This window comes from Caulobacter soli (assembly GCF_011045195.1).
In the GTDB taxonomy this organism is placed as follows: Bacteria; Pseudomonadota; Alphaproteobacteria; order Caulobacterales; family Caulobacteraceae; genus Caulobacter; species Caulobacter soli.
In genome coordinates, this window is sequence record NZ_CP049199.1 from 232,688 (window position 1) to 258,175 (window position 25,488).

The window sequence follows — 25,488 nt, forward strand, 5'->3', positions numbered from 1 at the left end:
TTTCTGGAGCGTCCGATGCGGAACCGCCCGCCGCCCCCTCGGCGGGCCCGCGCCGCCGGTTTCCCCCCACCGGCGGCGCTTCCGCGTCCGCTCCGCGCCAGGTCTCCGCCGGGCCGGTTCCTCCTTGGTAAGATATTCTGCCTATTTGCCTGGTTGCGGTTGAAGCCGAGCCCGGAAGGGCTAGGTTATCGCCAAAAATTCGCGAGGAAATCCCATGGTCGGTGCAAAACTTGACCCCAAGTCGGACGCAGCTCAGTCGGAAGGCCTGATTTCGGCCTTCAGAGCCGCGCTTGGCGTGGAGGTTCTGACGCCGCCGCAAGCCGCGTTCGCCGCCCAGGTTCAGGAAGACTGGTCGGCCGAGGAGCTCCCGGGGTTCGAGCCCGCCGACCTGGCCCAGAGCTGGATCGATTTCTGGCGCTTCGGCGAGACCGCGTCCCAGCCGCTGTCCATCCGCGTCCGCCCCGCGCGGCGTTCCGACGGGACGGACCTCAAGAGCGATCTGCTGGAGATCGTTCAGCCTGACCGCCCGTTCTTGGTCGACAGCATCATGGGCGCCATCGCCGAGGCCGGCTTCTCGGTGCGGGCCATGTTCCACCCGGTGATCGACACGCCAGCTGGCCGGCGCTCGATGATCCAGGTCTATCTGGCCCCGGTGGGCGAGGACCGCGAAGAGGCGCTGATCGCCGCCGTCCGCGACGCCCTGGGCGACGTGCAGGTGGCCGTCGACGACTTCGACGCCATGAAGGCCCTGATCCATCGCACGATCGACGAGCTGCGCGCCTCCAAGGCTCCGATTCCCGAGGGGGAGCGCGACGAGGGCCTGGCCTTCCTCGACTGGCTGGAAGGCGACCGCTTCGTGTTCCTGGGCGCTCGCGTCTACGAATATCCCCGCACGAGCGACGGCGGCTATGCGGCCGAGGAGCCGCTGTACCAGCCCGAGGGCAGCCTGGGCGTGCTGCGCGACCAGACCCTGACCGTGCTGCGCCGAGGCAGCGAGCCGGCGATCCTGTCGCCCCAGGTCCGCGACCACCTGCTGCTGGGCGCGCCCCTGGTGGTGGCCAAGTCGAACCTGCGCTCCAAGGTCCATCGTCGTGGCTACATGGACTATGTCGGGGTGCGCCGGTACGGCGCCGACGGCAAGCCCTCGGGCGAGGTCCGCTTCGTGGGCCTGTTCACCGCCGAGGCCTACGAGACGCCCGCCCACGAGGTGCCGGTGATCCGCCGCAAGGTCGAGCACGTGCTCAAGGAGGCCGGCAAGGATCCCGAGGGCCACAGCGGCAAGCGCCTGCGCAACATCCTGGAGACCTGGCCGCGCGACGAGCTGTTCCAGATTTCCGAGGAAGAGCTGCTGTCGATGGCCATGGGGGTGCTGCACCTCTATGACCGCCCGCGCGTGCGGCTGTTCGCCCGCAAGGACCCGTTCGACCGCTTCATCTCGGTGCTGATGTTCGTGCCGCGCGAGCGCTATGACAGCGGCGTGCGCGAAAGGGCCGGCAAGATCCTGGCCGACGCCTATGAAGGCCGGGTCAGCGCCTACTATCCCAGCTTCTCCGACGCCCCCCTGGCTCGCGTGCACTATGTCCTGGGCGTGACGCCCGGCAAGCACGGCGATCCGGACCTGGCCGCGCTGGAGGCCGCCGTCGCCGAGACCGCCCGCACCTGGGAAGACCGCTTCGAAGCCGCGGTTCGAGATGGCGGAGCCCCTGGCCGCGTGGCCAAGACCCTGGCCCGCTGGCAGGGCGCCTTCCCGCCCGGCTATCGCGACCAGTACGACGCCGCCGAGGCCCTGGCCGATCTGGCGGTGGTCGACGATCTCGCCGCCGACGAACAGGTGCGGGTCCGCGCCTTCCGCCATGCCGACGACGACAAGCTGACCTTCCGCTTCAAGCTCTATCGCCCCGGGGCCGCGGCGCCCCTGGCCGACGTGCTGCCGATCCTAGAGCACATGGGCCTGAAGGCGCTGATCGAGGACGGCTTCAAGCTGACCCCGACCCAAGGTGCGCACGGCAAGGTCTGGGTCCACGAATTCACCCTGCGCGACGAGCGCGGCGAACACCTGTCGTTCGCCGATATCAAGACCGCCTTCGAGGCGGCCTTCGTCGCCATCTGGACGGGCCGCGCCGAGAGCGATGGCTTCAACCGCCTGGTGCTGGAACTGGGCGTCGGCTGGCGCGAGGCCGCCCTGGTCCGGGCCCTGGCCCGCTATCGTCAGCAGACGGGCCTCGACCCCAGCCAGGGCGTTCAGGAACAGGCGCTGTCGGACAATCCCGGCGTCACCCGCCTGATCCTTGATCTGTTCCGCATCAAGTTCGATCCGGCCGTGCGCGCCGACCTGGCCGCCCGCGAGGAGCAGGCCAAGGCCGTCGAAGCCAGCATCGTCGAGGCCCTGCAGGCGGTCGAAAGCCTGGACGCCGACCGCGTCCTGCGCCGCATCGCCGCCCTGATCGGCGCCGTCCAGCGGACCAACTTCTTCCAGCTGGGCCCCGACGGCGAGCCCAAGCCCTATATCAGCTACAAGATCGCCTCGCGTGAGCTGGAGGACCTGCCGGCTCCCAAGCCCTATCGCGAGATCTATGTCTCGGCTCCGCACGTCGAGGGCGTGCACCTGCGCTTCGGCCCCGTCGCCCGGGGCGGTCTGCGTTGGAGCGACCGCCGCGACGATTTCCGCACCGAGGTGCTGGGTCTGGTGAAGGCTCAGCAGGTCAAGAACGCGGTGATCGTGCCGGTCGGCTCCAAGGGCGGCTTCTATCCGAAGAACCTGCCGCGCGGCGGCGACCGCGACGCCATCCAGGCCGAGGCGATCCGCGCCTACAAGACCTTCCTGTCGGGCCTGCTGGACATCACCGACAACATCGACGCCGACAACCGGATCGTGCCGCCGGTCGGCGTCATCGTCCATGACGGCGAGGATCCTTATCTGGTCGTCGCCGCCGACAAGGGCACGGCCACTTTCTCCGACATCGCCAACGGTGTGGCCGAGGACTACGGCTTCTGGCTGGGCGACGCCTTCGCCTCGGGCGGCTCGGTCGGCTACGACCACAAGGTGATGGGCATCACCGCCCGCGGCGCCTGGGAGGCGGTCAAGCGCCACTTCCGCGAACTGGGCAAGGACATCCAGACCGAGCCCTTCACCGTGGTCGGCGTCGGCGACATGAGCGGCGACGTGTTCGGCAACGGCATGCTGCTGTCCAAGCAGACCAAGCTGCTGGCCGCCTTCGACCATCGCCACATCTTCCTGGATCCGGACCCGGACGTGGCGGCCTCGTGGGCCGAGCGCGACCGGATGTTCAAGCTGCCGCGCTCGTCCTGGGACGACTACGACAAGAGCCTGATCTCCAAGGGCGGCGGGGTGTTCCCACGCACGCTCAAGCAGATCCCGCTGTCGCCGGAAGTGCGGGCGATGCTGGACCTGAAGGCCGAGACGGTCGCGCCCAGCGAACTGCTGACCGCCATCCTCAAGGCCCGGGCCGAGCTGCTCTATTTCGGCGGTATCGGCGGCTACGTGAAGGCCAGGACCGAAAGCCACGCCGACGCCGGCGACAAGGCCAACGACGCCATCCGCGTCAACGGCGTCGATCTGCGGGTCAAGGTGATCGGCGAAGGCGCCAATCTGGGCGTCACCCAGGCCGGCCGCATTGAGTTCGCTCAAGCCGGTGGCCACCTGAACACCGACGCCATCGACAACTCGGCTGGCGTCGACAGCTCCGACCACGAGGTCAACATCAAGATCCTGACCGGGATCCTGGAGCGCGGCGGCAAGCTGACTCGCGAGGCGCGCAACCAGCTACTGCCGACCATGACCGACGACGTGGCCAGCCACGTCCTGGCCGACAACTACGACCAGACCCTGGCCCTGTCGCTGATGGAAAGCGACGCGGTCTCGGAGGTGGAGTCCCATGCCCGGTTCATGGCCGAGCTGGAGGCCAAGGGTCGCCTGGACCGCAAGGTCGAGGGGCTGCCCGAAGCCGCCGCCCTGACCGACCGCGCCCAGGCGGGCAAGGGCCTGACGCGGCCCGAATTGGCCGTGCTGCTGGCCTATGGCAAGATCGACCTGTTCGACGACATCGTCGCCTCCCAGGCGCCGGATGACCCCTGGTTCGAGGCGACGCTGAAGGGTTATTTCCCGCCGGCCTTGGGCCAGTACGGCGACGCCATGCAGCAGCACCGACTGAAGCGCGAGATCATCGCCACCGTGCTCGACAACCAGATGATCAACATGTGCGGCCCGACCTTCCCGAGCCGCCTGCGGGCCGCCGCCGGTTGCGACACCACGGCCCTGGTCATCGCCTTCGCCGCGGCTCGCGAGATCCTAGGCGTCGACGCCCTGTGGGACCAGGTCTCGGCCCTGGACGGCAAGGCTTCGGCCAATGGCCAGCTGGCCCTGTACAAGGCCCTGGCGTACGCCCAGCGCAGCCTGACCTTTTGGCTGGCCCGCCGGGCGTTCAAGGACAAGTCCGGCGTCGAGGCCCTGGTCCAGGCCTACGGGCCGTCGGTCAAGGCGCTGTCGGCCCTGGGCACGGCGATCCTCTCGCCCTTCGAGCAGAAGGCGGCCGCAAAACGGGCCAAGGCCTATGTCGCCGACGGCGCGCCCGAGGCCCTGGCTCTGGCGGTGGCGGCCCTGCAGCCGGTGACCACGGCGGCCGACCTGGTCGACCTGGGCAACGCCTCCAGCTGGTCGGTCGAGAACGTGGCCCGCCTCTATCACCAAGTGGGCGCGGCCTTCGGCTTCGACCGGTTGCGCTCGGCGGCCGGTTCGTTCGTGGGCGGTGACGCCTTCGAGCGCCTGGCCGTCCGTCGCCTGATCGAGGACATGCTCAGCGAACAGACGGCCATCACCCAGGCGGTGCTGAAGTTCGCGGCCAACGCCCAGGCCGGCGATGACGAGGGGGCGGCCAAGGCGGCGGTCAATTCCTGGGCCGCCCTGCGCACCGACGGGGTTCGCTCTGCCAAGCGCACGGTCGAGGACATCGAACAGGCCGGCGGCGGCTGGACCTTCGCCAAGCTGACCATCGCCAACGCGGCGCTGCGGGGCCTGGCGAGCGCTTCTTAGGCTTCCGATTGGGGACACGCACATGTGCGTGTCCCCAGCCGTGAAAGCTTGGCGTATAAGCGACCCCTCAGTGGGGGCGCGTCATGAACCAAGGTGATCGGCAGCGGGCGGCTTGGGCGCTCTATGAGTGGGCCCAGCAGCCCTATTGGGCGCTGATCGCCACCTTCATCTTCACCCCCTATTTCGCCGCCGGGTTCGTCGGCGATGCGGCGCGAGGCCAGAGTCTGCTGGGCTATGCCGGCGCGGTCTCTGGCCTGCTGATCGCGGTGTTCAGTCCGCTGGTCGGGGCCAGCGTCGACGCGCGGCGCAATCCGCGCATCTGGCTGGTGGGCCTGGCCGTGCCGTTCGTCCTGGCCAGCGCCGCCCTCTGGATGGCTGCGCCGGGCGACGCCAGCCGCGTGCTGCCGATCCTGATCTGCCTGGTCGTGGCCGGGGTCTCGGCCGAGCTCAGCGGCTCGGTGATGAACGCCCTGCTGCCCCTGGTCGCCAAGCCCGGTCAGGTGGGGCGGCTGTCGGGCTCGGCCTGGGCCCTGGCCTATGTCGGGGCGCTGATCACCCTGTTCGTCGTCTTGCTATGTTTCTCGCTGCCCAAGGTTCCGATGCTGGGCTTGTCCAAGGCCCTGCACGAGCCCGATCGCATCGTCGGGCCGCTGGTGGCCGTATGGTTCCTGCTCTTCTCATGGCCCCTGATGGTGATGGCGCCCCAGCCGCCCAAGATCGCTGGCCAGAAGCCGTTGGCCGAACTGTGGGCCACGCTGCGGTCGCTGCCGGGCAAGCCGTGGATGCTGCGCTTTCTCATCGGGCGGATGCTGGTGGGCGACGGCATTTCCAGCTTCATCGCCTTCGGCGGCGTGCTGGCCGCCGGGCTGTTCGGCTGGACCACCACCCAACTGGGCCTCTACGCCATCGCCCTTTCGGTGATGGCCGGGATCGGCACCTTCATCGGCGGTCGGGTGGACCAGAAACTGGGCTCCAAGACCACGGTGCTGATCGCCGCCGGGGTGGTGCTGTTCGGGGCGTTCGGGATCGGGCTGGTGGGACGCGACAGCCTGGCCTTCGTGATCAAGGTCGCGGCGCCGGTGGCCGGCGGCGGCCTGTTCGCCAGCCTGCCCGAGCGGGTGTTCCTGGGCTTTTCGCTGTTCGTCGGCCTGACCTTCGGGCCTGCCCAGGCCAGTTTGCGCGCCTGGATGGCCCAGCTGGCGCCGGCGGGCGAGAGCGGGCGGTGGTTCGGGCTCTACGCCCTGTCGGGCAAGGCCACGGCCTTCATGGCGCCGCTGGTCATCGCCGTCGGCACCCGAGTGGTCGGCGACCAGCGCATCGCGGTGGCCGTCTCGGCCCTGTTCCTGGCCACCGGCGCGGTGGTTCTGGCCCGGGTGCCCCGCCAGGGACCGGACGCCGCGCTGATCGCATAACCCAGGGTTGTCGTCCGCGCCAAGTCGGTCCAGGATCGCCGCCGATTGGCGTTTGGGGGCGTGCATGGTCAAGGATCGTATCGTTCTGCTGGACTCCCTGCGGGGTCTGGCGGTCCTGGGCATCTTGCTGTGCAACATTCCGATCTCGGCCCAGCCGCATTCGGTGGCCACCAGCCTGACCTTGTGGCCCTTGGGCATGGCGCCGGCCTCGGTGGCCGTCTGGTGGATCACCCAGGTGTTCTTCCAGCAGAAGTTCTACTCGATGTTCGCCATGCTGTTCGGCGCCTCGATCCTGATGGTCGGCGGCGAGGGCGGTGATGCGGAGCGGCGAAGAATCCTGATCCTGCGCCTGGTCAGCCTGCTGGCCATCGGCCTGTTCCATGGCTTCGTGATCTGGCAGGGCGATGTGCTCAACACCTATGCGGTGGTCGGCCTGCTGGCCATGTGGGCGCGCTCGTGGTCGCCCAAGCGCCTGCTGCAGGCCGGCGTGGCCGTGCACCTGTCGCTGTCGGTGTGGAGCGCCTGGAAACTACTCAAGCACGCGGCCGAGGGCGGCGGCGATCCGTCGTCGGCCGAGATGGCCAAGTTCCTGGCCGGGGTGCAGGCCGACAGCGCCCAATACGCCGGAACCTTCCAGCAGTCGTTCGTCCAGAACGCCAAGGACTTCTGGGACTTCACCTTCGACTCGTTCGTCAGTTGGCCGCAGACCTGGCCGATCCTGGTGCTGTCGCTGATCCTGATCGGCATGGGCCTCTACAAGCTGGGCGTCCTCAGCGGCAAGGCCCCGACCGGGGTCTACCAGGGCCTGATCGGCGCGGGTCTGGGCGCCTTGGCGATCGTCGGCCTGGCCGAGACGATCTACATGCTGCTGCCCAGCCATCCGTGGGCGCCGCGCGCCCTGGCCCGCTGGCTGCAGAGCGCCACGGCCCCGGTCGTCAACCTGGGCTATGTGGGCCTGATGGTCCTGGCCATGCGGTCGAGGCTCTGGAAGGCGATCCCGGCCGTCCTGGCCCCGGTCGGCCAGATGGCCTTCACCAACTATCTGACCCAGTCGATCCTGATGACGACGCTGCTGTACGGCGGCCGGGGGCCAGGTCTCTACGGCAAGGTCGACCGGCCGTTCCTGGCCGGCGCGGTGGCGACGATCTGGCTGATCCAGATCCTGTGGTCGCGCTGGTGGATGGCGCGCTTCACCATGGGACCGCTGGAGTGGCTGTGGCGGCTGGCCTATCGCGGGCCCATGCCTCTGCGCCGCGCGCCCGAGGCGGCGCCGGTCGCCGCCTAACCTAGGTCGGCGGGTTGGACTTCAGGAAGGTGTCCAGCGCCGTGTTGATCACCGAGAGGGTCACCGCGTCGCGCAGGCGTTGGGCGTCGGCCTGGCTGATCCCCGCGGCGGTATAGCCGGCGATCTCGGTCAAGTCGGTCTCGCCCTGCACCAGGTTCTTGAACTCGGCCTGGCTCAGCTGGCCGGTCGCCAGTTGTGCGGTCCAGAGCCGCAGGTTGGTCTGCGCCTTGTCGAGCGCCGCCTGGGCCATGGCCTTCACCTCGGCGGAGTAGCCCTCGAAGCTCTCCCTGCCCAGCACCGACAGATTGGCCTTGGCGGCGGTCAGGAAATCGTCGAACTGGCTCATGACGCGCCTTCCTCGAGCTGGCCGCAGGACGTAGCCTGACCCTTGTTGGCCTCCAGACAGAGGATGTAGTCGAAGGCCCGGCCGATCTGGATCTTCTTCTGATCGCGGAAGGTCGGGCTCAGCGTTCCTTGGCTCTGCCACAACACTACGGTCCCGCCGTAGAGCGCGCGGTTCGGGTCGCGCAACACCGACCATTGCCGCGCGGAGAAGGTGTTGAGCGGATCGGCGGCCGCGGCGCTGGCCGCCGCGTCGATCCTGGCGCTCAAGGCGGCAACCTCGGCGGCGTGGCTGGCGTAGGGATCGCCGGTCACGTCCAGCAACGACAGGGTCTGGCTCTTCAGGCTGGCGGCGTTGACCTGGGCGACCGGGTTGGGCGGCGGGGCCACGGGCGCGCACGCGACCGGCGCCAGGGCGGGCAATAGAAGGGTCAGGGCGAGCGCGGCTCGCGCTATCGGCGCCAGCGTCATGGAAGGCCTCCCGCTTGGTGGCGCGACCCTGGCATACAATTTCGAGACGAACAATCTTGACGGGAATAATGCGCGCTGAAGGCGAGTTTAGGCCGCGCGCACGACCTCGAGGGCCTTGGCGAAATAGGCCTGGGTCTGGGTAAAGAGATCCGGGCGATAGCGGGCGCGCGGGTCGTTGGCGCGATCGTCGTCGAAGGCGTGGGTGGCGTCCGGATAGAAGACCGTGTCCACCGCCAGGCCGTCGCGCTTGAGGCGCTCGAGCGCTTTCTGGGGGTGTTTCCAGCCGACCACCTGATCCTTGCCGCCGACGACGGAGAACACCTTCAGGCTCGTGAATTCCTCGACGCCCCAGCCCCGGCTGGAGGTCAGGGACGGATAGGCCGCGTACGGATAGACCAGCAGGGCGCCCTTGACCCGAGTGCGCAATTTCAGCGGATCGGCGTCGGCGAGCCCGGTGGCGCGGGCGGCGTTCTGGCCGATGGCGTAGCCGTCCATGATCGACCAGCCGCCATGGCTCCAGCCGGCCAGGAACACGTGCTCGGCGTCGGCCCAGGGCTGGCTCTCCAGCCAGGCCAGCATGGCGAAGATGTCGCCCGAGCGCTTGAGGCCTTGCAACGCCACGCCCGTGCAGACGAACAGCTTGCCGTCCAGGGTCGACATGCCGCGCGGCTTGAGGCTGTCGACCACCACGGCCGCCCAGCCCGCGTCGACGGCGACCTGGGCGTAGGTCTCAAGGAAGGGCGTCTTGCCGCCGCAGCCGTGCAGGATCAGCGCCACCGGGAAGGGGCCGGGCCCCGAAGGCTTGAAGACCTTCGAGGCGGCGGCGACCTTGGCTCCCCAATCGGCGCTGAGCATGCGTTCCCGCTCCGGAGCCTCAGATTTCCTGGTTGTACTTGCCGACCCGGTCGCCCAGGCGCGGCTTCACTTCCTGGCGGAACAGGGCCCGCATGTCGTCGGCCGACTGGGTGCTTTCGACCACGACCACGATCTCGGGCTTGTTGGACGAGGCGCGGACCAGCACCCACGAGCCATCGTCGAGGTGCACGCGCACGCCGTTGACGGTGATCACCTCGGTGATCTTGCGGCCCAGGATCGAGCCGCCGGCGGCGAACAGGTCCTCGTATTCCTTCACCACGTCGGCGACGACGCCGTACTTCACCTCGTCGCCGCAGTGCGGGCTCATGGTCAGCGAGGTGAAGGCCACCGGCAGGGCCTTGCGCATGTCCGACAGCTTCACGCCGGGGTTGCGGTCCAGCATGGCCAGGATGGCGGCGGCCGCGGTCAGGCCGCAGTCGTAGCCGTAGCCCAGGTCGCCGTTCATGAAGAAGTGGCCGCTCTTCTCGAAGCCGGCCAGGGCGCCCAGCTCGGCGCTCTTGCGCTTGATGTAGCTGTGGCCGGTCTTCCAGTAGATCACCTTGCAGCCGTTGGCGGCCAGGATCGGGTCGGTGGCGTAGAGGCCCGTGGACTTGACGTCGACCACGAAGGTCGCGCCGGGGTTCAGCGGGGCCAGGTCGCGGGCCAGCATCAGGCCGATCTTGTCGGCGAAGATCTCCTCGCCCTCGTCGTCGACCACGCCGCAGCGGTCGCCGTCGCCGTCGAAGCCGAAGGCCAGGTCCGCGCCGTGCTCACGGACGGCGGCGGCCATCGAGTGCAGCATCTCGACGTCTTCAGGGTTCGGATTGTACTTGGGGAAGGTGTAGTCGAGCTCGACATCCATGCCGACCACGTCGGCGACGCCCATGCGCTGCAGGGCGTCGACCGCGAAGGCGCCGGCCGTGCCGTTGCCGCAGGCGGCGACGACCTTCAGGGGGCGGGTGATCTGGGCGCGCTTGGCGACGTCGGCGATGAAGCGCTCGGCCTCGCCCTCGACCCGGATCAGCTTGCCGCCATCACGCTCGACGAAGGCTCCGCCCAGCACGATGTCGCGCAGGCGGCCCATCTCGTCGGGACCGAAGGTCAGCGGCTTTTGGGCGCCCATCTTCACGCCGGTCCAGCCGTTCTCGTTATGGCTGGCGGTGACCATGGCCACGCAAGGGATGTCCAGGTCGAACTGGGCGAAGTAGGCGGTGGGCGACAGGGCCAGGCCGATGTCGTGAACCTCGCAACCGGCGCTGATCAGGCCCAGGATCAGGGCGTTCTTGATCGAGCTGGAATAGGAGCGGAAGTCGTGGCCGACCACGATCTTCGACAGGCCCAGTTCGTGGATATAGGTCCCAAGACCCAGACCCAGGGCCTGCACGCCCAGCAGGTTGATGTCGGGTCCGAACAGCCAGCGCGCGTCATATTCCCGGAACCCGGTCGCCTTGACCAAGGGTTCGTTCTCATAGGCGGCGGTATTCGGAACGAGATCGGCGCGGGGCTTGGAGAACATCTGGGCTCGCTTGAAAGACTACGGGCAAGCTCTAGCCACGCGATCGTCCGCCGACTAGCGCATTCGTATGACATCGTTCCAGACGCCGGTGGATCGACACGAATTAGGCAGTCCGTGCTCATCATGGTCCCGCGATGACCCGCCGCGAAATCTGCGGCGGCGGGTCATCCTGGATCGGAACTAGTGGCGGAAGACGCGCACGCCAGTGAAGGCCATGGTCAGGCCCAGCTTGTCGGCGGCTTCGATCACTTCCGGATCGCGCATCGAACCGCCCGGCTGGATGATCGCCGTGGCGCCGGCTTCGGCGGCCTGGATCAGACCGTCGGCGAACGGGAAGAAAGCCTCCGACGCGCAGGCGCAGCCCTTCAGGTCTAGGCCGAAATCGGCGGCCCGGAGCGCGGCGATGCGCGCGCTGTCCTTGCGGTTCATCTGGCCCGCGCCGACGCCCAGGGTCTGGCCGGCGCGGGCGTAGACGATGGCGTTGGACTTGACGTGCTTGCCCACGGTGAAGGCGAACAGCATGTCGCGCACTTCCTCGTCCGTGGGCTGACGCTGGGTGACGATCTTCAGGTCCGAGGCCTTGATGCGGGCGTCGTCGCGGGATTGAACCAGGAAGCCGCCGGCCACCGACTTGAAGGTGTCGCCGGTCGACAGGGCGTCCGGCAGACCGCCGGTCACCAGCAGGCGCAGGTTCTTCTTGGCGGCGAACACTTCGATGGCGTCGTCGTCGGCTTCCGGGGCGATCACCACCTCGGTGAAGATCTCGACCATCGCCAAGGCGGCCTCGCGGGTCAGGCGCGAGTTGACGGCGACGATGCCGCCGAAGGCCGAGGTCGGGTCGCAGGCCAGGGCCCGCTCATAGGCTTCGCGCTGGGTTCCGCCCACGGCCACGCCGCAGGGATTGGCGTGCTTGATGATCGCCACGGCCGGACCCTGGGCCGGATCGAACTCGGCGATCAGCTCGAAGGCCGCGTCGGTGTCGTTGATGTTGTTGTAGCTGAGCTCCTTGCCCTGCAGCTGGGTGGCCGTGGCCACCCCGACGCGCGGGTTCGGGAAGGCGTAGAAGGCCGCCTTCTGGTGCGGGTTCTCGCCATAGCGCATCACTTGGCGCAGCTCGCCGGCGATGGCCTTGCGGGCCGGGAAGTCCTGGCCCAGCTGGGCGGCGAACCAGGTGGAGATCGCCGCGTCATAGGCGGCCGTGCGGGCATAGGCGCGGGCCGCCAGGGTCTGGCGCAGGGCCAGGGTCGTGCCGCCGGTCTTCAGCGCTTCCAGCACTTCGGAAAGGTCGGTCGGATCGGTGCAGACGGCGACATAGCCGTGGTTCTTGGCCGCCGAGCGGATCATGGCCGGGCCGCCGATGTCGATGTTCTCGACGCATTCGGCGTAGGAACCGCCCTTCGCGACCGTGGCCTCGAACGGATAGAGGTTCACGTACAGGATATCGATGCCGCCGATGCCGTGGTCGGTCATCGCCTTGGCGTGCTCGGGGGCGTCGCGCACGCCCAGCAGGCCGCCGTGGACGATCGGATGCAGGGTCTTGACCCGGCCGTCCATCATCTCGGGGAACTGGGTCAGGTCCGAGACGTCCTTGACCGGGACGCCGGCCGCCGCGATCGCCGCCTTGGTGCCGCCGGTGGAGACCAGCTCGACCCCGGCCGCGTGCAGGATCTGGGCGGCCTCGACCAGGCCGGTCTTGTCGGAAACCGACAGGAGGGCGCGCTTTGGGGCGACGAGATCGGGGGCGGACGGATAGTCGGGGGCGGCGGGCACGGCGGAACTCCTGGCTAGTCTGGTTGGACGAGAAAACGGAGCCCAGGCGCGCGGCATATGAGGTTCGCGCTCCCCGATGGTTGCCCATCACTAGCGCCAGTCACGCGAACGGGCGGAAAATACGGAGGCGGGCGAGGGAGTCAATGTGCTGGGCGGCGACGGTCCGCGAGCCCGACGATTGGGTGGGGACTGGTTGGGTGCGCCGTTCCAGTGGCGGCTTTCACTGAGCCGTGGAAAGGGTTCCATCGGATAGTCGCCACCAGACGAGCCTTTAGTGTTGAGGGATGTCCCAGCAGAACCCCAACCGTCGCGGCGCGATCCAAGGTCTTCTGTTGGTCGTGGGAAGCTTGTCGGCCGTCGCCGGTCCGGCTCTCTCTCAGACTCGCAGGGACGGTCCCTGGCTGATCACCAAGACCGACTACCCGCCCCGCCTGAAGGCCAGACTGGTTGCGCTGGAACAGGGGTGGACGGCCACCGATGTGGTGCTCCAGAAGAGCGATATCCGCGAAATCCGTGACTACCGCGGCTTTCTCGACACCAAGGCCAGGGACGCGAAGGACGAGGCGGCCAAGCTGGAGTTGGTGAACACCTATGTGAACACCCACGTCAAACGCGTCGAGGACTACAGGCTGTACGCGGCGGATGACGTCTGGTCTCCGCCGGTCAACACCCTGACGATCGGCGGCGATTGCGAGGACATCTCGCTGGTCAAGTACTGGGGTTTGCGCCGGCTGGGATTCGCGGCCGAGGACCTGTTTCTGATCTTCGGCCTGTCGACGTTCAAGACCCCGCCGGAGGGGCACGCGGTGCTCGGCGCGCGGTTGCGGGACAAGCGTGTCTACGTCCTGGATATCCTGGAGACCTCGGTGATCCCGGGCAACGATCTCACCCATTTCGAACCGGCCTACGCGATCAATACGATCGGCTTCTGGCAAGTGGACTATGCCGATCGCAAGGACGGCGACGCCTGGCGCATGCAGTTCCAGATGACCGGTACAGGCGGCTAGCGGTACGCCCCGCTCAGGCCAGCCGCACCGGTAGCACCGCGCGCACCCCCTCGACGGCGAAGGTCAGCTTGGGTTGACCGCCCAGGTCGGCCGCCACGCCGCGATGTAGCAGCCGGGTGCCGAAGCCCTTGCGTTCCGGGGTCCGCACCGGCGGTCCGTCGCGCTCGGTCCAGGTCAGGATCGCGCCGTCCGGTCCTGTCGGCTCCCAGGCGATGACCACCTTGCCGGCCGGGGTCGACAGGGCGCCGTATTTCGATGCGTTGGTGGCCAGTTCGTGCACGGCCAGGGCCAGGGACAGGGCGGTGCTCGCCCCCACCCGTAGGCTGGGGCCGCTGATCGCGATCCGGTCCGGCTCCTGGTCGTCGACGAAGGGGGCGATGCCCTGAAGGACGATCTCCTCCAGCCCCGCGCCTTCCCAGCTTTCGCGGGTGAGCACGTCGTGGGCGGCCGACATCGCCAGCAGCCGGTCGATCAGCCGCTCGCGCACATGCACCGGGGTTTCGTCGGGCCGCAGGGTCTGGCGGGCGATCGACTGGATCGAGGCCAGGGTGTTCTTGACCCGGTGATTGAGCTCGTTGATCAGCAGGCGCTGGCGGGCCTCGGCGACCTTGGTCTCGGTCATGTCCATGGCCATGCCGATATAGCCCTGGAACTGGCCTCGGGCGTCGATCTGCGGGCGGGCGTTGGCGACCATCCAGCGATAGATGCCGCCGGCGCACAGGAACCGCGCCTCGAATCCGTAGGCGCGGGGACCCTCCGGCGCGTCGCGAGCCGCCGCGCGCTTGGCGCCGACCCCGGCGAGGTCCTCCGGATGGATCAGGCCGATCCACGCATCGCCCAGCAGAGCCTTCGCGTCGACGCCGGCGAATTCCGCGAAGGCTTCGTTGGCGAAGGTGATCCCGCCTTCAATCGAGGTCATCCAGACTGGGGCGGGCGCGGAATCGGCCATGGCCCGGAAACGCGACTCGCTCTCGCGCAGACGCTCCTCGGCCCGTTTGCGCTCGGTGATGTCGGTGTGCACGCCGATCCATTCGCGAATCGAGCCGTCGGCCTCCAGCACCGCCACGGCGCGGATCGCGAAGTCGCGCCAGACGCCGTCCTGTCGGCGCACCCGATGCTCGAAGTTGAACGGACCGCCCTGGGCGACGGCGGTGTTCCAGGCCTCGACGGTCGGCCCGGCGTCGTCGGGATGGACCGCGTCGGCCCAGCCGAAAGCCTGGTACTGGTCGAAGGTCTGGCCGGTCAGGCTGGCCCAGCCGGGCTGGTCGCCGACCATCCGGCCCGAGGCGTCGTTGGTCCACAGGATGCCGTCCACCGCCCCGATCGCGGCCCGGAAGCGCGCCTCGCTGGCGGCCAGGCGGTCGTGGACCTCGACGCGGTCGGTGATGTCGCGAATGAAGCCGAGGAACACGCCGGCGCCGGGCTCGCCGAACGCGGCCAGAGACACTTCGATCGGGATCTCGACCCCGTCCTTGCGCACCGCCATCAGTTGCGACTGCTGGCGCGCGGCCGGTGGTTCGCCGGCGGCCAGGCGCTTGACCAGGATCTCGCGGTAGGCCGCCTGGTGGCGCAGCGGCGCCAGCACCTCGATCAGGCCCCGGCCCAGAACCTCGGCGTGAGTCCAGCCGAAGGCCGCCTCGGCGCGAGGACTCCAGTCGAGAATGACGCCCCGGACGTCCATCACCACGACCGGATCGATCGCGGTTCGTAAGATGGGCTGCAGAGCGGCGAGGTTCGTCATCTGCCCTCCCTCAGCCGACGCGGTCGAAAACTGCTACAGGACGCGCCCGGGACTGTGAATTCCACGGCCTCGGCGAGCGCCTGGGACGTAATGTCGCAGGAGTTGCGCGCGTTCCATCGCCGACGCCCTAGTGGTCGGCCGCCCGAACCAGCTTCCAGCGGATCTTGGCGCCCTTTTCAGGGCGGACCTGGCTCTTGAGCACGATGGCCCCGGCCCGGCGGGCATGGCCGTGATCGAAATAGGCCGAGGGCGCGATGCTCACGTCGACCGCGTCGTTCCTCAGCCACCAGCCGACATTGGACGCGCCCTTGATCAGTACGCTCTTGCCGTCGCGGGCCAGGGAGGCGCGGGCGTCGGGGTGCAGGTGGAACGTCGCCGAGAACGGCAGGTAGCGGCGCGGGCCGTCGGCGTTGGCCGCGCCGATCGGGATCAGGCTGTCCTCGCCGCGCAGTTCGTCGGCCTTGAGGTCCAGATAGAGGCGGCGGGCGTGGGTCAGGCCCAGACGCCGCCAGCCGTCATGCTGGATGTCCAGCCAGACGCCGATGTCGGCGTCGTGGCGCTTGATGTCGACATCGACGGCCCCGTCGATCAACCAGGGGCCCAGGGCCTCGGAGCGCCAGCCCGACAGGGGGCGTCCGGCCGAACCGTCGCCCACCGACAGGGTCGAGGCGGCGTCGGACAGACGGAAGGCGTTGGCGCCGGTCGCCTCGGGGCTCCAGCCGCAGCTGGTGATCAGCCGGTCCTTGCCGCAGACGATCTCGACGGCGGCCGGCTGGGCGCAGGCGGCGACGCTGAGCATGCCCGTGGCGGGCGGACCGGCGTCGGCCATCACCTGGATGCTGCCGCCCTGCATCTTCTGATAGCCGACGTGGGGCGCGGTCTGGGGCGGGCGCGGGCCGTGGTCGTCATGGGCCAGGGCCGCGGCGATCCGCTTGGGCTCGACCGCTTCGCCGCCCTGGAAGGCCGCCAGGTGGCCGTCGGCCAGGGTGAAGAACCGCACCGAGGAGCTCAGACGGTCGATGGCGCGGGTCAGCGGCTCGGGCGGCGGGCGGCCGCGCTGGCCCAGGGCGTCGTCCAGGGTCAGCAGGTCGAACAGCAGCTCCAGCCCCGCCTCGGGCGAGCGGCTGGCGTGGCCGCCGTCGGGCAGGACGATGGCGTCGAGCAGGGCGCTGACCCGTTTGAGGCCTTGGGCCATCAGCCGGTCGCTGGCCTTGCCGGTCAGGGCGCAGCCGGCGATCGTCACGACCACGGCCCGCTCCAGCCGGCGGTGAGGGGCGTCCGAGGCCTTGAGCAGCTGGCGGGCGCCGCGGGCGATGTCCAGCGCCATGGCCGAGATCTCGGCGTCGGAGGCTTCGGGCGACAGGGCGCGGGCCGCGCAGGCCAGGTGGAACGTGCGCCGCTCCAGCCGCTCGCCGCTCCACGAGAAGGCGTTCCAGGTTCCGAACACCCGCCGCCAGTCCTGCAGCAGCCGCAGGGCCAGGCGCGCCGAGCCCGGGCCGGCCGCCATCAGGTGCGGCAGCCAGTCGAAGCCGTGCAGGGCGGTGGCGAACTGGCGCGTCGGGCTGGGCTGGTCGAACGGGTCGCCGGTCTCGCCCAGCCGCAAGGCGCCGCCGTCCAGGGCCATCACACCGTCCAGCAACTGGCGGCCGCGTTCGGGATCGACCGGACGGGGGTCGTGGGGATGGGCGGCGAGGCCGACCGGGCGCGGGCTGCTGATCGCGGCGCGATGCGGCGGCGAGCCGAACCATTCGCGTTCGAGGTTGCCCTTGATCGACGCGCTCAAGGCCTTGAAGAACAGGCCCTTCGGCGGCTTGGCTCGCCCACGGGCTTTAGGGCCGCCGGCCAGGGCGGAGGACTTGCGGGCGGAACCTGTCGCGGGAGCCCCCTCCATGCCGCTGGATCAGCCGCCCTTCAGGGCGCGGATATTGTCGGCGTAGGCGGAGGGGCCGCCCTTGAACACCGCCGAGCCGGCGACCAGGGCGGTTGCCCCCGCCGCCACGCATTGTGGGGCGGTGACCGGGGTGACGCCGCCGTCGACCTCGATGATGATGTCGAGACCGGCCTTGTCGACCATCCTGCGCAGGGCCTCGACCTTGCGCAATTGGCCGGGAATGAAACTCTGGCCGCCGAAGCCGGGGTTCACCGACATCACCAGCAGCAGGTCGACGTCCTCGAGAATCCATTCGACGTGGTCGATCGAGGTTGAGGGATTGAACACCACCCCGGCCTTGGCCCCCAGTTCGCGGATGCGCTTGAGGGAGCGATGCAGGTGGGGGCCGGCCTCGGGATGGATGCTGATCAGGTCGGCGCCGGCGGCGCGGAAGGCCTCCAGGTACGGATCGGCCGGGCTGATCATCAGGTGCACGTCGAACGGGATCTTGGCGTGCGGGCGGATGGCTTTGACGATGTCGGGGCCCAGCGTGATGTTGGGCACGAAATGGCCGTCCATCACGTCCACATGCACCCAGTCGGCGCCGGCCGCTTCAATGGCGGCGACTTCCTCGCCAAGCTTGGCGAAGTCGGAGGCGAGAATGGAGGGGGCGATCAGCGGCGCGGTCATGGTCCTGGCTTAGCTGTCTCCGGCTCGCGCGACAAGCGAACGCGTTATGCCGTTGGGAATCGAATGCCCAGACGATCCAAAAGTTCGCCGTCTCCCGACAGGAGAGCGCCGACTATGACTTCACGAACCGCGCCGCGAAGAAGCCATCCAGCCCGCCTTCGCGGTGGTGGGGCAGGATCCGCAGCGTGCCGCGCGGGGTCAGGCTGGCGACCGGAGCGCCGCCTTCCTCCGGAGCGATCGGGTCCAGCTTGATGTCCGGACGGCGGGCCAGGAACGCCTCGACCTGGGCCTCGCCCTCTTCCGGCTCCAGCGAGCAGACGCAATAGACCAGGCGCCCGCCGGGCTTGAGCCGGCCGGCGGCGCTGTCGAGCAGCTTGCTCTGCACGCCGGCCAGGCTGGCCACGTCGCCAGGGCGGGCGGCCCACAGCACGTCCGGGTGGCGGCGGAAGGTGCCGGTGGCCGAGCAGGGGGCGTCCAGCAGCACGGCGTCGAAGGTGCGGGTGTCGTCCCACGCGCCGGCGTCGGCGGCGATCACCTCGGCCTGCATGGCCATGCGGGCCAGGTTCTCGGTGACGCGGCCCAGGCGGGCGGGCGAGCGGTCGACGGCGACGACCTGGGCGCCGGCGGCGACCATCTGCATGGTCTTGCCGCCGGGCGCGGCGCAGAGGTCCAGCGCGGTTTCGCCAGCTTTCAGGTTCAGCAGGCGAGCGGGCACGGCGGCGGCGGCGTCCTGGATCCACCAGACGCCGTCGTCGAAGGCCGGCCAGGACGAGACATCGCCTCGGCGCTCGGTGCGCAGCGTGCCGCCGGGCAGGATCTCGCCTTCCAGTTCGGCCGCCAGGGCGGTCGCGTCGAAGTCGGGCTTCAGGGAAAGGTCGGTGGCGGGCTCGAAGCCGATCTGGGCGGCGACCGCGTCGGCGGTCTCCTTGCCGTAGGCGCTGGCCCAACGGGCGTAGAGCCATGGCGGGGCCAGATGCTCCGAGGCGTCCGACAAGGCGCCGTCGCGCAGCAGGCCGCGCAGCACGGCGTTGACCAGGCCCTTGAACGGCCGGCTGGTCTTGTTGGCGCCGGCCAGCTCGACGCTGGTGGCCACGGCGGCGAAGGCGGGGACTTCCAGGAAGAACACCTGAGTCGCGCCCAGGCGCAGCAGGTTGCGCACGCGCGGCGGCGGCTCCTTGGCCAGCTTGCCGGCCAGGGCGCGATCGATGGGGCCCAGGTGGCGCAGGGCCGCCATGGCCAGGGCGCGCGCGAAGGCCCGCTCCCGCGGTTCCAGAAAGCGGAAGGCGTTGGCCGAGGCGGCTTCGTCGAGGCCCCCGCGCCGCGACAGGGCCGCGTCGATGAGGGCGAGGGCGCCTTCCCGTGCCGGGAGGCCGTCATTGAGTTCCTGAGTCACCCGCCCGCCGTGCCCCGAGGCGACGGCGAGCGCAAGCCTTTTGGCGCGAACGGTGGTAGGAAGCGCCCATGTCCGAGACCGACCTGCCGCCTGGCGCGGCCACCGACAAACCCCTGACCGCCGCCGCGCGCCGCGCCCTGGAAGAGGCCGCGGCCCGTCACGCCGAGGCTCGCGCCGCCGCCCTGCCCACCGAGGAAGGCGGCCGCGACGGCCCCGAGCCGACTCGGTTCGGCGACTGGGAGCGCAAGGGCGTGGCGGTGGATTTCTAGCGGGCCTAGACCCCCGCCATCTCCGCCACCACCTTCAGCGCCGCTTCGCGCGGGTCGTTGGCGGCGGTGATCGGGCGACCGCAGACCAGGTGGCTGGCGCCGGCCTTCAGGGCGTCGGCCGGGGTGGCGGCGCGGGCCTGGTCGTTCTTGGCCGACCAGAACGGGCGCACGCCCGGCGTCACCACCAGGAAGTCGGGGCCGGCGATCTCGCGGGCCAGGGCGGCTTCTTGCGGGGACGAGACGATGCCGTCGACGCCGCACTCCACCGCCTGGCGGATCCGTCGCGCGACCAGGTCGCGGGCGCTGAACGCATAGCCCATCTCGATCAGGTCGGCGTCGGTCAGGCTGGTCAGTACGGTGACGGCCAGGATCTTCAAGTCCGAGCCGGCCTTGGCCTTGACGGCCGCCTGCATCACCTGGGGTTCGGCGTGGACGGTCAGCAGGTCGCAGCCGGCCCCGGCCAGCACCCGCGCCGAGCGCTCGACGGTCGCGCCGATGTCGTGCAGCTTCCAGTCTAGGAAGATCGACTTGCCCTCGCCCTTCAGTTCGCGGGCCAGGGCCATGCCGTCGGTGGCCAAGAGCTCCAGGCCGATCTTGTAGAACGACACCGCGTCGCCCAGGGTCTCGACCATCTGGCGGGCTTCGGTGACGCTGGGCAGGTCAAGCGGCAGGATCAGGCGCGGATCGGCGGTCATCAGCATATCCCTGGGGTTGGCGCGCGAGGTCGCATCACCCTAAGAAGGATGCGGATCCGCGCGAATTGAAGGCTAAGCACCCCGAATGAGCCAGGCTGAGCTCGCCGTCAACTTCTTCGTCGCCCTGTTCGCCTTGATCGATCCGATCGGCAACGTGCCGCTGTTCGCCGCCGCCACCCTGGGCGCGGCCGCCGCCGGACGACGGATGGTGGCGGTCTATATCGGCCTGTTCGTCGCGGTCTTCCTGGTCTTCTTCTATTTCACCGGCGTCAGCCTGCTGGAGTTCTTCGGCATCTCGATGCCGGCCTTCCGCATCGCCGGGGGCATCATCCTGTTCATCCTGGGCCTGGACATGGTGCGCGACGACTTCACCACCATGTTCGCCGACGCGGCCGAGGGCATCGAGGGCCAGTCGGCGCGGGTCTACGCCAAGCAGCGCTTCGAGCGGCTGATCGTGCCGTTCGCCATGCCGCTGCTGATCGGGCCGGGCGCGATCTCGACGGTGATCATCTACGCCAGCGAGGCGCGACCGTTCGGCCTGGCGGGGCTGGCGCTGGGCGTCGGGGTGATCTTGGCCGTGTCGGTGGTGCTGGTTGGCGTCTTCTGGGCCGCGCCGATCATCAGCCGGGTGCTGGGCCGGATCGGCATGAGCATCGTGGTGCGGGTGCTGGGTCTGATCCTCTGCGCCCTGGCGGTGCAGTTCGTGCTGATCGGCGTGGGCGACGCCACGCGCGGCCTGATCCGCGCCGACGCCAAGGCGCCGTACGCGGAACACCGGTAGGGCGGGCTAGGCCGCCGCCGGACGCTTTCGGGCGACACACATCAGGGTGATCGCGCCCTGTCGGGCGTCCGACGAAATGCCGGACATGGCTTGGGCGAGTCGGATCTTCAGCGGCGGTCGCGCCATCACGCCTTCGAACACTTCGCCGCCGACCTTGTTGTTGTGCGGATAGACATCGACCTGGAAGCCCAGCGGCTCGAGTGTCTGGCGGAAGAGTTCCTCGCTGACGCCGTCGCCAGGCTTGTGATGGAGCTCGGTGGCCAGCGCCCAGCGTTGCTCGTCGTCCCAGGCCCTGTGGCCGCCGCGATCCAGGGCCTTGTAGAGGGGCAGGCGCAACTTCCAGAGCCAGAGCGCCAGGCCGCGAAAATTCCAGGCGCTTCGCTGAGGGTCATGGTCGACCACGATCAGGCCCCCGGGGCGAACGAGGCGCGCGGCCTCGCGCAGGACGGCCGCCATGTCGTCGCAATGATGCAGGGTGCCGTTGATCGCGACGATGTCGGCCATGTCCGAAGCTAGCGGCGTATCTTGGGCGTCGGCCTCGATCGTGGTGTAGCCGAGCTTTTCGGCGCGTTCGAGGCTGCCGGTGGCGATATCCACGCCGATCAAGGCCTTGGGACGTCCACCGATCAGCGCGAACAGATTGCCCGGTCCGCAGCCCAGGTCGACGACGACGCGGTCGTCCCAAGCGCCTGTCGCCGCCAACCAGCGCGCCTTCAACTCGGGATATCGATGAACCTCCTTCAGCCAGCTCTCCAGCCAGACCGGGTGGCTGAAATAGTGGCGGTTGGCGTCGAGGCCAGGGCTGGTGCGGCGGACGGCGGCCCGCCAAATCCCGCCAGAAAAATGAAGATCCGTCCCAGGTCGCAAGTAGGGCTGAACGCGTACCGATGTGGAAGTGATCACAGACGCTGACTCCGAAACGCAACTTCTTCCGGAGGGCAAGTTGTCAGCGCGAATACCGGCCGCGCAAGTGGATTCTATTGCACAGTTTCAATATCGTTATAGATCGGGTTGAAATTTGATCAGTATATATGAGTTTTGTGAAATTGACGGAATCTTCCAGGTTTTTGCGGTCAAGCTTGGAACAAACTTCCACCTGGGGATTCAGCGGCGCGTTGGGCGTAAGCGGACGCCGATGGTCGGGGCGTTCCGCCTAGACTTTCCGGAACCGCGATCCCTGGCTGGCCATCAGCGCCAGGGCCCAGTCGTCGGGGACCAGCTTGGCCAACACCGCCAGGGCCTTGTTGGGCGAGCCCGGCACGCAGACGGCCCGGTTGGCCTCGGCGGCCTCGTAGCCGGCGGCGGCCACTTCGTCGGCGCCCAGCCACAGCCAGGACGGGATCGATTGGGTGACCTGGGCGCGGGTGCCGTTGGCGTCGTGGAATTCCGAATAGGTGAAGCCGGGGCACAGGGCCGAGACGTGCACGCCCGCGCCCTGCGTTTCCAGGTGCAGGCTCTGGGAGAACTTCACCAGGAAGCTCTTGGTCGCCGCATAGAGGGTGTGGCCGGCCGCACCGGGGGCCAGGCCCGCCAGGGAGGCGACGTTGACGATGCGGCCGAAGCCCCGCTCGACCATGCCCGGCAACACCTTGTGGGTCAGGCCGCAGACCGAGACCAGCAGCACCTGCAGGAAGGCGGCCTGGTCGGTCCAGGTCGTCTGGGCGTAGGCGCCCGGCAGGCCGTAGCCGGCGTTGTTGACCAGCGCGTCGATCACCAGGCCCTCGGCCTCGATGGCGGCCAGCACCTTGTCGACCGCGTCGGGCTCGGCCAGGTCGGCGGCGATCGGATAGGCTTCAACGCCGAAGCGCAGGCGGATCTCGGCGGCCAGGGACTCAAGGCGGTCCAGCCGGCGCGCGGTCAGGGCCACGTCATAGCCATGGCTGGCGTAGATGCGGGCGAAAGCGGCCCCGATGCCGGCGGAGGCGCCGGTGATCAGGGCGAGACGGCGGGCCATGCGGGGCTCAAGTCCAAGCGAAGCGGTGAAACTTGGCTGGAGTCGAGCACGGGCGAGGATTTGGTTCAAGTTGGCGCTGGGGACGCCCTCTCCGTCACGATGCGTATTCGCATCCCGCCACCTCCCCGTCTGGTGGGCGAGGAAAGGGGCGAGGGGGCGCTCGGGCTCAAGCGCCCCCTCGGGCGGCGCCGGAGCGCCGCGGGCCCGTCCTTCGGGCTGGGGGATCAGGAAGGACGGGCGAACTTCGTTAGGCTGCTTCGCTCAGCGCCGGCTGGGCGCCGCGTGTCCAGCGGACGGCGGCCTCGGCGACGCGGACGCCCAGCAGGCGGGCGGTCTCGCGGTCGCCGGCCGGCGGGGTGATCTCGGGCGAGGCGTTGTCCGACTGGGCGGCCAGGCCGATGAACGAGCCGACGCGGTTGATCGTGTCGGGGCCGCGCTCGGCGGCGGTCACGCCGGGAGGGGCCAGGCCCAGGTTCACCCAGTTCATGCCGTGCTGGGCGGCCAGGATCGTCAGGCTTTCGAGGGCATGGCCCTTGTCGCCCGCGAAGCTGTGCGAGTTGGTGAAGCCCGCGGCCAGCTTGTCCTTCCAGGCGCCGGTGAAGAACACCCCGGCGGTGGCGTCGGCGAACACTTTGAACACGCCGGAGACGTCGCCCATGTAGGTGGGCGCGCCGAACACCACCGCGTCGGCCCCCGAGATCGCCTCGATCAGCGGCGCGAAGTCCTGGGCGGCGTTCTCGATCTTCAGCAGCACCGGGGTCTGGCCGGCGTCGCGAACGCCCTCGGCGATCTTGTCGGCCAGGACGGCGGTGTGGCCGTAACCCGAGTGATAAACGATGGCGACCTTGGTCATTGTCGTGAGCCCTTGGAATGTCGTTTCGGTTCGTAACTGAAACCGTGACGATTACGTATGTATGGCCGTGCGGGTTTCCAGGGGATCGGCAACAGTGGAAGGTGCAGTTATTCTGCAAACCGATTCAGCGGCGGTGGGGTGGGTTTTGGGCGAACGGCGGAATATCCAAGTGGATAGGCGGTCCAGCCTTGTGACAACGTTGTCATTATCCTATCTGGTCCAACAATCTTGCAGACCAGCATGAGCTCAAGGCGCGCCATATCTGGCGCGTCCGGACCCTTCTTTGCGGCGTGCGTATCGAAAAGGCGGCGACCATGACCACCAGCCCCGTTCCAGACACGGTCACCCAGGTGAAGGTCCATGCGCCCGGCGTGGTGCTGGCGGCCCTGGCCCTGGGCGGGTTCGCGATCGGCACCACCGAGTTCGCCTCGATGAGCCTGCTGCCCGACTTCGCCGCCAGCCTGGGCGTCGACGCCCCGACCGCCGGCCATGCGATCAGCGCCTATGCCCTGGGCGTGGTGGTCGGCGCGCCGGTGATCGCCGTGCTGGCCGCCCGCCTGCCGCGCCGGATCATCCTGGTCGCCCTGATGGCGGTGTTCGCGCTGGGCAATCTGCTCAGCGCCCTGTCGCCCAGCTTCGGCTGGATGCTGGCGTTCCGGTTCTTCAGCGGCTTGCCGCACGGGGCTTATTTTGGCGTCGCGGCCCTGGTGGCCGCCAGCGTGTCGCCGCCCGAGCGCCGGGCCCAGTCGGTGGCGATGGTGATGATCGGCCTGACCGTGGCCACCATCGTCGGCGTGCCGATGGCTAACGTGGTGGGCCAGTGGATCGGCTGGCGCTGGGGCTTCGTGATCGTCGCCGTGCTGGCGGCCCTGACCGCCACGGCGGTCTACATCTTCGCGCCGCGCGCGCCGGCCGACGCAGGGGCGAGCCCACTGCGCGAGCTGGGCGCCCTGGGTCGCGGCCGGGTGTGGCTGACCCTGGGGATCGGCGCCATCGGCTTTGGCGGCATGTTCTGCGTCTACACCTACCTGGCCTCGACCATGGCCCACGTCACCCACGCCTCGCCCGCCGCCCTGCCGGTGGTGCTGGCGGTGTTTGGAGCGGGCATGACGGTGGGGACCCTGGTCTGCGCCTGGGCCGCCGATCGCGCCCAGATCCCGGCCATCGGCGGGGTGCTGCTGTGGAGCGCCGCCGCCTTGGCCCTCTATCCGATGGCCACGGGCAGCCTGCGGAGCCTGGCGCCCGTCGTCTTCCTGATCGGTTGCGGCGGCGGGCTGGGCGCGGTGCTGCAGACCCGGCTGATGGACGTGGCCGGCGACGCCCAGACCCTGGCGGCGGCCCTGAACCACTCGGCCTTCAACTTCGCCAACGCCCTGGGCCCCTGGTTGGGCGGCCTGGCGATCGCCGCCGGTTACGGCTGGGCGTCGACGGGCTATGTCGGCGCGGCCCTGGCCCTGGGCGGCTTCGCGATCTGGGTGGTGGCGGCGCTGGACGTTCGCTCGCAGCGGCTGCGGCTGGCGGCGGCGGAGTAGGC

The 25,488-nt window shown here is 69.2% G+C and carries 20 protein-coding genes and 1 riboswitch; of the genes, 7 read left to right on the forward strand and 13 right to left on the reverse strand.

Features of this window, described 5'->3' with window-relative positions; all coding sequences use genetic code 11:
* The first annotated feature begins 214 nt into the window (after window positions 1-214).
* The 3 genes from G3M62_RS01105 (at window position 215) to G3M62_RS01115 (ending at window position 7,747) form a co-directional block, all read left to right on the forward strand.
* Complete coding sequence (locus G3M62_RS01105; RefSeq protein WP_165184058.1) at window positions 215-5,050, forward strand: NAD-glutamate dehydrogenase; 4,836 nt, start codon at window positions 215-217, stop codon at window positions 5,048-5,050.
* 83 nt (window positions 5,051-5,133) lie between these two features.
* Complete coding sequence (locus G3M62_RS01110; protein WP_165184059.1) at window positions 5,134-6,462, forward strand: MFS transporter; 1,329 nt, start codon at window positions 5,134-5,136, stop codon at window positions 6,460-6,462.
* Between the two features lie 64 nt (window positions 6,463-6,526).
* Window positions 6,527-7,747 carry a DUF418 domain-containing protein gene (locus tag G3M62_RS01115; protein WP_165184060.1) on the forward strand — a complete coding sequence of 407 codons (1,221 nt, stop codon included), beginning with the start codon at window positions 6,527-6,529 and terminating at the stop codon, window positions 7,745-7,747.
* A 1-nt stretch (window position 7,748) separates the two neighbouring features.
* On the opposite strand, the gene G3M62_RS01120 is transcribed toward G3M62_RS01115, so the two are convergent.
* The 5 genes from G3M62_RS01120 to purH all read right to left on the reverse strand — a co-directional run bounded on the left by G3M62_RS01120 (window position 7,749) and on the right by purH (window position 12,701).
* Window positions 7,749-8,093: a hypothetical protein gene (locus G3M62_RS01120; RefSeq protein WP_165184061.1), complete on the reverse strand. Its 345-nt coding sequence runs from the start codon at window positions 8,091-8,093 to the stop codon at window positions 7,749-7,751.
* Window positions 8,090-8,560, reverse strand: a complete 471-nt coding sequence (locus G3M62_RS01125) for a hypothetical protein (protein WP_165184062.1) — start codon at window positions 8,558-8,560, stop codon at window positions 8,090-8,092. The genes G3M62_RS01120 and G3M62_RS01125 overlap by 4 nt, the downstream gene beginning before the upstream one ends.
* Window positions 8,561-8,647: 87 nt before the next feature.
* Window positions 8,648-9,415: a dienelactone hydrolase family protein gene (locus G3M62_RS01130; protein ID WP_165184063.1), complete on the reverse strand. Its 768-nt coding sequence runs from the start codon at window positions 9,413-9,415 to the stop codon at window positions 8,648-8,650.
* 19 nt (window positions 9,416-9,434) lie between these two features.
* On the reverse strand, window positions 9,435-10,931 hold the full coding sequence (locus G3M62_RS01135) for a phosphomannomutase/phosphoglucomutase (RefSeq protein WP_165184064.1): 1,497 nt from the start codon (window positions 10,929-10,931) through the stop codon (window positions 9,435-9,437).
* Between the two features lie 180 nt (window positions 10,932-11,111).
* A complete protein-coding gene (purH, locus tag G3M62_RS01140; RefSeq protein ID WP_165184065.1) occupies window positions 11,112-12,701 on the reverse strand; it encodes a bifunctional phosphoribosylaminoimidazolecarboxamide formyltransferase/IMP cyclohydrolase in 1,590 nt (529 codons plus the stop codon).
* A gap of 33 nt (window positions 12,702-12,734) precedes the next feature.
* Window positions 12,735-12,815: riboswitch (ZMP/ZTP riboswitch) on the reverse strand.
* A gap of 170 nt (window positions 12,816-12,985) precedes the next feature.
* Here purH and G3M62_RS01145 point away from each other — a divergent pair.
* The gene (locus tag G3M62_RS01145; protein WP_165184066.1) at window positions 12,986-13,708 is read left to right on the forward strand and encodes a transglutaminase-like cysteine peptidase; all 723 of its coding nucleotides are present in this window, start codon (window positions 12,986-12,988) and stop codon (window positions 13,706-13,708) included.
* Window positions 13,709-13,721: 13 nt separating this feature from the next.
* Here the strand turns inward: G3M62_RS01145 and G3M62_RS01150 are convergent, their stop codons facing one another.
* From G3M62_RS01150 to G3M62_RS01165, 4 genes are all read right to left on the reverse strand, one after another.
* Window positions 13,722-15,449, reverse strand: coding sequence for a PAS domain S-box protein (locus G3M62_RS01150; RefSeq protein WP_165184067.1), 1,728 nt, complete (start codon window positions 15,447-15,449; stop codon window positions 13,722-13,724).
* Between the two features lie 127 nt (window positions 15,450-15,576).
* Window positions 15,577-17,340 (reverse strand): heparinase II/III family protein, encoded by a 1,764-nt coding sequence (locus G3M62_RS01155; protein WP_165184068.1) that lies wholly within the window; start codon window positions 17,338-17,340, stop codon window positions 15,577-15,579.
* A gap of 9 nt (window positions 17,341-17,349) precedes the next feature.
* Complete coding sequence (gene rpe, locus G3M62_RS01160; protein WP_165184069.1) at window positions 17,350-18,009, reverse strand: ribulose-phosphate 3-epimerase; 660 nt, start codon at window positions 18,007-18,009, stop codon at window positions 17,350-17,352.
* Between the two features lie 112 nt (window positions 18,010-18,121).
* Entirely contained in the window at window positions 18,122-19,402 is a 1,281-nt protein-coding gene (locus G3M62_RS01165; RefSeq protein WP_165184070.1) for an RsmB/NOP family class I SAM-dependent RNA methyltransferase, read from the reverse strand.
* Between the two features lie 68 nt (window positions 19,403-19,470).
* On the opposite strand from G3M62_RS01165, the gene G3M62_RS01170 reads away from it, so the two are divergent.
* The gene (locus G3M62_RS01170) at window positions 19,471-19,671 is read left to right on the forward strand and encodes a DUF1674 domain-containing protein (RefSeq protein ID WP_165184071.1); all 201 of its coding nucleotides are present in this window, start codon (window positions 19,471-19,473) and stop codon (window positions 19,669-19,671) included.
* A gap of 5 nt (window positions 19,672-19,676) precedes the next feature.
* On the opposite strand, the gene pyrF is transcribed toward G3M62_RS01170, so the two are convergent.
* On the reverse strand, window positions 19,677-20,366 hold the full coding sequence (gene pyrF, locus G3M62_RS01175; RefSeq protein ID WP_165184072.1) for an orotidine-5'-phosphate decarboxylase: 690 nt from the start codon (window positions 20,364-20,366) through the stop codon (window positions 19,677-19,679).
* Window positions 20,367-20,451: 85 nt separating this feature from the next.
* Here pyrF and G3M62_RS01180 point away from each other — a divergent pair, with 85 nt between their 5' ends.
* On the forward strand, window positions 20,452-21,147 hold the full coding sequence (locus G3M62_RS01180; protein ID WP_165184073.1) for a MarC family protein: 696 nt from the start codon (window positions 20,452-20,454) through the stop codon (window positions 21,145-21,147).
* Between the two features lie 6 nt (window positions 21,148-21,153).
* On the opposite strand, the gene G3M62_RS01185 is transcribed toward G3M62_RS01180, so the two are convergent.
* From G3M62_RS01185 to G3M62_RS01195, 3 genes are all read right to left on the reverse strand, one after another.
* Window positions 21,154-22,050 (reverse strand): class I SAM-dependent methyltransferase, encoded by an 897-nt coding sequence (locus G3M62_RS01185; protein ID WP_165184074.1) that lies wholly within the window; start codon window positions 22,048-22,050, stop codon window positions 21,154-21,156.
* Between the two features lie 250 nt (window positions 22,051-22,300).
* Complete coding sequence (locus G3M62_RS01190) at window positions 22,301-23,101, reverse strand: SDR family NAD(P)-dependent oxidoreductase (protein WP_165184075.1); 801 nt, start codon at window positions 23,099-23,101, stop codon at window positions 22,301-22,303.
* Between the two features lie 247 nt (window positions 23,102-23,348).
* Window positions 23,349-23,954: a flavodoxin family protein gene (locus G3M62_RS01195; protein WP_165184076.1), complete on the reverse strand. Its 606-nt coding sequence runs from the start codon at window positions 23,952-23,954 to the stop codon at window positions 23,349-23,351.
* 314 nt (window positions 23,955-24,268) lie between these two features.
* Here G3M62_RS01195 and G3M62_RS01200 point away from each other — a divergent pair, with 314 nt between their 5' ends.
* On the forward strand, window positions 24,269-25,486 hold the full coding sequence (locus tag G3M62_RS01200; protein ID WP_165184077.1) for an MFS transporter: 1,218 nt from the start codon (window positions 24,269-24,271) through the stop codon (window positions 25,484-25,486).
* Window positions 25,487-25,488 lie beyond the last annotated feature (2 nt).

Excerpts from the sequence above, each read along its gene's own strand:
- G3M62_RS01105 (WP_165184058.1), top strand. The coding sequence starts at position 215 with ATGGTCGGTGCAAAACTTGACCCCAAGTCGGACGCAGCTCAGTCGGAA.
- G3M62_RS01110 (WP_165184059.1), top strand. The coding sequence starts at position 5,134 with ATGAACCAAGGTGATCGGCAGCGGGCGGCTTGGGCGCTCTATGAGTGG.
- G3M62_RS01115 (WP_165184060.1), top strand. The coding sequence starts at position 6,527 with ATGGTCAAGGATCGTATCGTTCTGCTGGACTCCCTGCGGGGTCTGGCG.
- G3M62_RS01120 (WP_165184061.1), bottom strand. The coding sequence starts at position 8,093 with ATGAGCCAGTTCGACGATTTCCTGACCGCCGCCAAGGCCAATCTGTCG.
- G3M62_RS01125 (WP_165184062.1), bottom strand. The coding sequence starts at position 8,560 with ATGACGCTGGCGCCGATAGCGCGAGCCGCGCTCGCCCTGACCCTTCTA.
- G3M62_RS01130 (WP_165184063.1), bottom strand. The coding sequence starts at position 9,415 with ATGCTCAGCGCCGATTGGGGAGCCAAGGTCGCCGCCGCCTCGAAGGTC.
- G3M62_RS01135 (WP_165184064.1), bottom strand. The coding sequence starts at position 10,931 with ATGTTCTCCAAGCCCCGCGCCGATCTCGTTCCGAATACCGCCGCCTAT.
- G3M62_RS01145 (WP_165184066.1), top strand. The coding sequence starts at position 12,986 with ATGTCCCAGCAGAACCCCAACCGTCGCGGCGCGATCCAAGGTCTTCTG.
- G3M62_RS01150 (WP_165184067.1), bottom strand. The coding sequence starts at position 15,449 with ATGACGAACCTCGCCGCTCTGCAGCCCATCTTACGAACCGCGATCGAT.
- G3M62_RS01155 (WP_165184068.1), bottom strand. The coding sequence starts at position 17,340 with ATGGAGGGGGCTCCCGCGACAGGTTCCGCCCGCAAGTCCTCCGCCCTG.
- rpe (WP_165184069.1), bottom strand. The coding sequence starts at position 18,009 with ATGACCGCGCCGCTGATCGCCCCCTCCATTCTCGCCTCCGACTTCGCC.
- G3M62_RS01170 (WP_165184071.1), top strand. The coding sequence starts at position 19,471 with ATGTCCGAGACCGACCTGCCGCCTGGCGCGGCCACCGACAAACCCCTG.
- pyrF (WP_165184072.1), bottom strand. The coding sequence starts at position 20,366 with ATGACCGCCGATCCGCGCCTGATCCTGCCGCTTGACCTGCCCAGCGTC.
- G3M62_RS01180 (WP_165184073.1), top strand. The coding sequence starts at position 20,452 with ATGAGCCAGGCTGAGCTCGCCGTCAACTTCTTCGTCGCCCTGTTCGCC.
- G3M62_RS01190 (WP_165184075.1), bottom strand. The coding sequence starts at position 23,101 with ATGGCCCGCCGTCTCGCCCTGATCACCGGCGCCTCCGCCGGCATCGGG.
- G3M62_RS01195 (WP_165184076.1), bottom strand. The coding sequence starts at position 23,954 with ATGACCAAGGTCGCCATCGTTTATCACTCGGGTTACGGCCACACCGCC.
- G3M62_RS01200 (WP_165184077.1), top strand. The coding sequence starts at position 24,269 with ATGACCACCAGCCCCGTTCCAGACACGGTCACCCAGGTGAAGGTCCAT.